Annotated in this window: 6 protein-coding genes and 1 tRNA gene; 2 read left to right on the forward strand and 5 right to left on the reverse strand. The window is 58.1% G+C overall.

All coding sequences use genetic code 11. From position 1 onward, the window contains the following. The first annotated feature begins 260 nt into the window (after positions 1-260). Together RTI30_RS12410 and RTI30_RS12415 are read left to right on the forward strand one after the other, a co-directional pair. Positions 261-980 (forward strand): sigma-70 family RNA polymerase sigma factor, encoded by a 720-nt coding sequence (locus tag RTI30_RS12410; protein WP_312263408.1) that lies wholly within the window; start codon positions 261-263, stop codon positions 978-980. After that, positions 977-1,135 carry a sigma factor-like helix-turn-helix DNA-binding protein gene (locus RTI30_RS12415; RefSeq protein ID WP_312263407.1) on the forward strand — a complete coding sequence of 53 codons (159 nt, stop codon included), beginning with the start codon at positions 977-979 and terminating at the stop codon, positions 1,133-1,135. Before RTI30_RS12410 ends, RTI30_RS12415 begins: the two co-directional genes overlap by 4 nt. Before the next feature lie 9 nt (positions 1,136-1,144). Here the strand turns inward: RTI30_RS12415 and rdgB are convergent, their stop codons facing one another. The 5 genes from rdgB to RTI30_RS12440 form a co-directional block, all read right to left on the reverse strand. Then, the gene (gene rdgB, locus RTI30_RS12420; protein ID WP_312263406.1) at positions 1,145-1,735 is read right to left on the reverse strand and encodes an RdgB/HAM1 family non-canonical purine NTP pyrophosphatase; all 591 of its coding nucleotides are present in this window, start codon (positions 1,733-1,735) and stop codon (positions 1,145-1,147) included. After that, positions 1,729-2,448: a ribonuclease PH gene (rph, locus tag RTI30_RS12425; protein ID WP_312263405.1), complete on the reverse strand. Its 720-nt coding sequence runs from the start codon at positions 2,446-2,448 to the stop codon at positions 1,729-1,731. Before rph ends, rdgB begins: the two co-directional genes overlap by 7 nt. A gap of 11 nt (positions 2,449-2,459) precedes the next feature. Further along, a complete protein-coding gene (locus RTI30_RS12430; protein WP_312263404.1) occupies positions 2,460-3,185 on the reverse strand; it encodes a DUF481 domain-containing protein in 726 nt (241 codons plus the stop codon). Between the two features lie 92 nt (positions 3,186-3,277). After that, positions 3,278-3,353 (reverse strand) — tRNA-Glu (locus RTI30_RS12435). Positions 3,354-3,420: 67 nt separating this feature from the next. Next, complete coding sequence (locus RTI30_RS12440) at positions 3,421-4,842, reverse strand: exonuclease domain-containing protein (protein ID WP_312263403.1); 1,422 nt, start codon at positions 4,840-4,842, stop codon at positions 3,421-3,423. Positions 4,843-5,005 lie beyond the last annotated feature (163 nt).

The raw sequence follows: 5,005 nt of genomic DNA on the forward strand, positions 1-5,005 counted from the left end.
CTACCCGGTAAAACCCCCGGATCCGGTACCCGACATGTTGAACCTGCATGGCACTCCTCCCTCGCCAAAGAAGTGCCAAAGGTTTGTGAACTTATGCAAGACTTGTGTGATGTGCTCGAGTAGATTGCTTGTGAGTATGCGGTGACGGGATCTTGACATTGAGCTGCTCGCTGCGCATATCATTGGCATAGTAAAAATTTTTTGAATTAATACGTTAGCGATTACTTCTTTAGTTTCGCTCGAAAAAGCACGGGGGCTCCATGGGCAAAGCACGTAGCACAAAAAAGAGGGATGTAGGGATTGCCGGGGCAGAGATCCCTGAGTTCCCTTTGGCATCGAGCCCGCAGATTGGCGTAGAAGAATTTCCGGCAGAGCAATCGAGTCCTTTTTTGAGCGCGGAAGAAGAGACCCTGCTCCTGGCTCGCTTGCGCGAGGGCGACGAATCGGCCCGAGCCTGTTTGACCTCAGCCCATATTCCCCTGGTGCAGTCCATTGCCCGCGCCTACCGTAACAAAGGGCTAACCCAAGACGACTTGGTGCAAGAGGGCTTTACCGGCCTCATGCGCGCCACCGAGCGCTTTCGCGAGGGGATGGGCACGCGCTTTTCCAGCTATGCCACGTGGTGGATTCGCGAGGCCATGCAGCGTGCCCTGATCCGCTCACGATTCATTCGTCTGCCCGACTATCTAGCCAAATCCCTGCACGCAATGGGTCAAGAGGAAAAGGAAGAAACCGTCGATCAAAAGGAGCGCACACGCAAGCGCGCCGAATCCATGGGGGTACGTGAAAGCACGGTGCGCGCCCTTGATTTCGCTGATATTCGCGTATCTTCTCTTGAAGACGAACTGTACGAGGGAATGACGCGCATGGATCATATTGCCGATGACGTGCCGTCTCCCGCACAGCGATATGATCAGAACGCCTGCGCGCGTGCCTTACAGAGTTTTTGCTCGAGCTCAATGTCAAACAGCGGGAAGTGATGATCTGCCGCTTCGGCCTACATGGCGATAAACCGATGACGCTGGAAGAGGTGGCGGAGCGCCTGGGCGTCAGTCGCGAGGCGATTCGCCAGATTCAGGCACGCGCACTGAACCGTCTCAAGCAACTCCTGGCCGAGCGCGGCTGGGAAGTTTGAATCGTACCATTACAGTTCGCGCAACACCGATTCCAAAGCCTGGGCGCGGTGACTGATGCGATTTTTTTGCGTGCGATCGAGCTCCGCAGCGCTGCGCCCCGGCGTTGCATCGGGTAGAAAGATTGGGTCGTAGCCAAAACCGTCTTGTCCTTGCGCTTCGGTGGCAATGCTGCCCACCCACCGGCCCGTACCGATCACCGGCAGGGGATCTTCGGGCCCGTGCAGCAGGACCATCACACAAACAAAATAGGCGTTGCGATCGGGGCCTGCGAGGCTGTGCATCTCTGCCAAAAGTTGGGCATTGTTGGCGGCATCGCTGGCTTCGTCGCCCGCAAAACGTGCCGAGTACACACCCGGCCGGCCACCCAGAGCTGGCACGCAGAGCCCCGAATCCTCGGCGAGCACCCACAGACCGCTTTGCTTGGCTGCGTGATGCGCCTTGAGCAAGGCATTCTCGACAAAGGTTGTTGCCGTTTCCTCCGGGCTTTCTAGGCCTAGATGATCGAGGTCGAGGAGCTCCCAACCGCGGGATTGAAAGGCAGGCTCTATTTCCCGTCGCTTACCGGGATTGCGGCTGGCAAGCACGATGCGCCTCACCATGATGGGAACTCACGCTTTTGCAAGGCAATGAGTTCGCTAATGCCCTTGTGCCCCAACAGCAGAATGTCGGCCATGTGATTGGCGTCGAAGGGCGTACCCTCGGCGGTTCCCTGCAATTCTACGAAGCGACCATCGTCGGTCATGACCAAATTCATGTCGACATCGGCGCTGCTGTCTTCCAGGTAGTCGAGGTCGAGGATGGGGGTTCCTGCCAAGATGCCAACGGAGACCGCCGCGATCCAATGCCGCCACGGATTGCTGGTGAGCAGGCCGCGCTGCAGCAAGCCATCGATGGCGTCGGCAAGGGCGACACAAGCACCGGTGATGCTTGCCGTGCGGGTGCCACCGTCGGCCTGCAGCACATCGCAGTCGAGCCAGATGCTGCGTTCGCCCAAGGCCTTCAGATCGACCGCAGCGCGCAGACTACGCCCAATCAGCCGCTGAATCTCGTGGGTACGCCCGCCAATTTTGCCTTTTGCTGCTTCGCGCTGGGTTCGATTTTGGGTTGCCCGCGGCAGCATACTGTATTCGGCGGTAATCCAGCCTTGGCCGGAGCCGCGTAAAAAGGGCGCCGTCTTTTCCTCGACGCTGGCGGTGCAGAGCACCCGCGTGTCGCCAAAGCTGATCAGCACCGAACCCTCGGCATGTTTGGTGAATCCGCGTTCGATTTGGATGCTGCGCAGTTCGTTGGCAGCGCGTCCTGAGTGGCGCATGTCGTTACTCCTCAAAAATGGTAGACCAAATTGACGGCGGTCAGGGTATTGAAGGGTTTGTACCCTGTGGCCACCTGCGCATTGTAGGTCGCCAAAAAGGAAAAGCGCATCCCCAGGCTACCCAGTAGCGGGGTATCGAGGGCCAGCAAGGACTGATAGGTGTTGGCACCGCTGCGAACCAGCACCGCATCCACGGCTTCCGTCAGTTTGGCTCCCTTGCTGATTTGCCAACGATATTTGGCCGACAGCCGGGCAAGGGGATCGACTTCGGAGGCATAGCCAATGCGATGAGCCTCGCGCGCACCGACGCCCGCCTGTAAGGCCAGCCGCATGTTTTCGGCCGGGTAGAGATAGTGGCCAAGGCCGGCATATTCATCGACACGATAGTAATAGCCATCGAAGTGATTACGCACATAATCGACGCTCCCGAAGGCATAGGTATTCTTGCCGAACAGGTACCGGGTGCTGTTTCCGAGTGCCAATCGATCTGCGGAGACTTCGCTATCGCTGCGCGCATAGTTGTACGCGAGATTGCTCTCGTTCGACCACGGACCGCGAAGCCAATAGAGCTCGCCGGCGGTATTCAGGCTAAGAGCCTGGCTGGTACCCGTGCTGCTGCTAAAGCCTAGGCCAAGATTGCCACTAAAGCCCTGGGGATGGCTGGCGGCGGCCATGCTCAACGTAGGAAATGTCAGAATCCATAGCGACGCGAGGAGCGTCTTTACTTGGAATTTCATTGTGCCTCTCTTGTAGCTAGCGGAGTGGGCACGCTAGCACAGAAGGGCGAAGTAACCCAAGGTGGGCAACTGACTGCTACAGAAGAAATAGGTGGCGCTCCCAAGGGGGTTCGAACCCCTGTTACCGACGTGAGAGGCCGGTGTCCTAGACCACTAGACGATGGGAGCGAGTCTCTTTGGTAAGAGGATGCGAACTATAGACCAAGGCGTGTCGCTAAAGCAATAGAAGTGCTTGCTAGCGTGCCGCGCCGGCAGCTGACGGCACGTAAAACTTGGCATTGGGCTTGCGCAGATAGCGCAGAAGAATGCGATAGGTATCGATGTCGAAGGGTTCTGACGACGATGTCCAGGTCTGCGTATCCCAGGTCTTTGCATCGGCCATACCAAGGTAGTGCCACTGATCAAAGACGTGGAATGTGGCGCCGGCCCCGCCCTCGGGAATGGCGATGGGTCCGGCGTAGGGCCATTGCCGAATCAGCAATCTTTCCAACGCGCCACGCAGACGCTCGTCATGCTCCTGCACGCTCTCGGTCCCTGCACAGAGACCTCGACAACGATGGAGTTGATAATTGAAGCAAGGTCCTGGGCCAGCTTCCAGACCGAGACGGATGCCGCAAGCGCCTACTTCCTCGGCAAGATCGCGTAACGCCGCACGCGCGCTGTGACGACTGCGAAACACCCCGTAACAGCGGCCGGGCTCGATCTCTTTGCCACAAAGAATGCTTGGGCCTGTTTTGCCATCGGGGTTCCAGTAGATAGAACAGATCCGTTGCTGGCGGCGCAGTTGCCGATTGAGAATGGGCTGCAACTCCTTGACGAGACGCGACTCAAGCAGCAAGGCCCCGAGTTCTCCGGCGGTTTCAGTCCACTCGATACGCCGCACCTGCTGCGCCAACTGCATCTCCCGCATCTCCCGAAAATCATTGCGAAAATGCTGGAGCACTCGCTTCTGCAAATGAATACTCTTGCCGATGTAGAGCGGAAGGTCGTTCTCCCCGTAAAACCGGTAAACCCCGCAGCGGTTGGGGATGTCTTCGATGATCCCGGCGTCGATCCACGGTGGCAACCCTGTGCGTTGCCACTGGGCTTGGCAGGCATAGAGAAGATCGGCAAAGCGCTGCGTCGCCATTTTTTCGAGATACTGCGCCACCACCCGCGCATCACCCAGGGCACGATGGCGTGTCGCGCAGTCGAGGCCGTGGCGATGGATCAGCGCATCGATACCGTGCTTCTTCTCGGCGGGTTCGAGGGTGCGGGAGATTTTTAGACTGCATAGCAGCTTACTGGACCATGCGGAACCCACACGCCGTAACTCTTGGCGGAGAAAGGCGGCATCGAAGCGCGCGTTATGGGCGATGACGACGCTATCCTGCAAAAAAGAGCCGAGTTGATCGCAGACTTGCGAAAAACTAGGCATACCCGTCAGCATCGTGGGATGGATGCCGGTCAATGCCCGGATGTGGGGGGAGATGCTGCAGCCAGCATCGATAAGCTGCTGCCACTCCTGCGCCTCGCCCTGCTCGTTTATAGCGATCAGTCCAATCTCGATGATGCGATCACGCTCGGGATGCCCGCCGCTCGTTTCTAGATCGATGAACAGCAGGGGATGGTTCAGGGCCTGCGCCAGGCGACCCAGGGCAGGATACGCAATAGTCACCTACGCCGCTCCTCGCGTCATCAAAACCGAACCACGTAAGAGCATAGCCCAATCGCTGCGGTCATGCATAAGTTCACAAACCTTTGGCACTTCTTTGGCGAGGGAGGAGTGCCATGCAGGTTCAACATGTCGGGTACCGGATCCGGGGGTTTTACCGGGTAGC

The sequence above is a fragment of the Candidatus Igneacidithiobacillus taiwanensis genome, from assembly GCF_031962545.1.
Lineage (GTDB): Bacteria > Pseudomonadota > Gammaproteobacteria > Acidithiobacillales > Acidithiobacillaceae > Igneacidithiobacillus > Igneacidithiobacillus taiwanensis.

Excerpts from the sequence above, each read along its gene's own strand:
- RTI30_RS12410 (WP_312263408.1), top strand. The coding sequence starts at position 261 with ATGGGCAAAGCACGTAGCACAAAAAAGAGGGATGTAGGGATTGCCGGG.
- rph (WP_312263405.1), bottom strand. The coding sequence starts at position 2,448 with ATGCGCCACTCAGGACGCGCTGCCAACGAACTGCGCAGCATCCAAATC.
- RTI30_RS12430 (WP_312263404.1), bottom strand. The coding sequence starts at position 3,185 with ATGAAATTCCAAGTAAAGACGCTCCTCGCGTCGCTATGGATTCTGACA.
- rdgB (WP_312263406.1), bottom strand. The coding sequence starts at position 1,735 with ATGGTGAGGCGCATCGTGCTTGCCAGCCGCAATCCCGGTAAGCGACGG.